Below are 1805 nucleotides of genomic sequence, written 5' to 3' on the forward strand. Positions count from 1 at the left end.
GTGCGGCGTCTGGACCGGGTGATCATCCGGTTCGCGGGGGACTCGGGTGACGGGATGCAGCTCACCGGGGACCGGTTCACCTCGGAGACCGCTTCGTTCGGCAACGACCTTTCCACTCTGCCGAACTTCCCCGCCGAGATCCGGGCTCCGGCCGGCACCCTGCCGGGGGTGTCGTCGTTCCAGCTCCACTTCGCCGATCATGACATCCTCACCCCGGGTGATGCGCCGAACGTGCTGGTCGCGATGAACCCGGCCGCTCTGAAGGCGAACGTCGGTGATCTCCCGCGGGGCGCCGAGATCATCGTGAACACCGACGAGTTCACCCGGCGGGCCCTGCAGAAGGTCGGGTATGCGGGTGATCCGCTGCAGGACGGTTCGCTGGACGGGTACAGCCTTCATCCGGTGCCGTTGACGACGCTGACGGTGGAGGCGCTGAAGGAGTTCGACCTGTCCCGCAAGGAGGCCGAGCGCAGCAAGAACATGTTCGCGCTGGGTCTGCTGAGCTGGATGTACCACCGGCCCACCGAGGGCACGGAGAGGTTTTTGAGGTCGAAGTTCGCGAAGAAGCCAAAGATCGCGGAGGCGAACATCGCGGCGTTCCGTGCGGGCTGGAACTTCGGGGAGACGACGGAGGATTTCGCGGTCTCCTACGAGGTCGCGCCGGCCACCCGGGCCTTCCCGGTGGGCACCTACCGCAACATCTCCGGCAATCTGGCTCTGGCCTACGGTCTGATCACGGCGTCGCGGCAGGCGGATCTGCCGTTGTTCCTGGGTTCGTACCCGATCACGCCGGCCTCCGACATCCTGCACGAGCTGAGCCGGCACAAGAACTTCGGTGTGCGCACCTTCCAGGCGGAGGACGAGATCGCGGGTATCGGCGCGGCGCTGGGTGCGGCGTTCGGCGGCTCGCTGGCGGTGACGACGACGTCGGGGCCGGGGGTGGCGCTGAAGTCGGAGACGGTCGGTCTGGCGGTGTCGCTGGAGCTGCCGCTGCTGGTGGTGGACATCCAGCGTGGTGGTCCGTCGACGGGTCTGCCGACCAAGACCGAGCAGGCCGATCTGCTCCAGGCGATGTACGGGCGCAACGGTGAGGCGCCGGTGCCGGTGGTCGCGCCGCAGACCCCGGCGGACTGTTTCGACGCCGTCCTGGAGGCGGCCCGGATCGCGCTGACCTACCGCACGCCGGTGATGCTGCTCTCCGACGGCTATCTGGCCAACGGCTCGGAGCCGTGGCGGATCCCGGACCTGGAGGAGCTGCCCGATCTGCGGGTGCGGTTCGCGCAGGGCCCCAACCACACCCTCGCCGACGGCACGGAGGTGTTCTGGCCGTACAAGCGGGATCCGCGGACGCTGGCGCGGCCGTGGGCGGTGCCGGGCACGCCGGGGCTGGAGCACCGGATCGGCGGGATCGAGAAGCAGGACGGCACGGGCAACATCTCCTACGACCCGGCCAACCACGACTTCATGGTCCGTACCCGGCAGGCCAAGGTCGACGGCATCGACGTCCCCGACGTCGAGGTCGACGACCCGCACGGCGCGCGGACGCTGGTGCTGGGCTGGGGCTCGACCTACGGCCCGATCACGGCCGCGGTACGGCGGCTGCGCGCGGCCGGCGAGTCCATCGCCCAGGCCCACCTGCGCCACCTCAACCCCTTCCCCCGCAACCTCGGCACGGTCCTCAAGGGCTACGACAAGGTCGTGATCCCGGAGATGAACCTCGGCCAGCTCGCCACCCTGATCCGGGCGAAGTACCTGGTCGACGCCCACTCCTACCACCAGGTCAACGGCATGCCGTTCAAGGCGGA

The 1805-nt window shown here is 69.0% G+C and carries 1 protein-coding gene; it reads left to right on the forward strand.

Annotation, left to right across the window (positions count from 1 at the left end; translation table 11 throughout):
• Window positions 1-1805, forward strand: a 1805-nt coding sequence (locus IG05_RS0140820; protein ID WP_030349152.1) for a 2-oxoacid:acceptor oxidoreductase subunit alpha, incomplete at both ends; no start/stop codon positions are given.

The organism is Streptomyces sp. NRRL S-1022 (genome assembly GCF_000720135.1).
Lineage (GTDB): Bacteria > Actinomycetota > Actinomycetes > Streptomycetales > Streptomycetaceae > Streptomyces.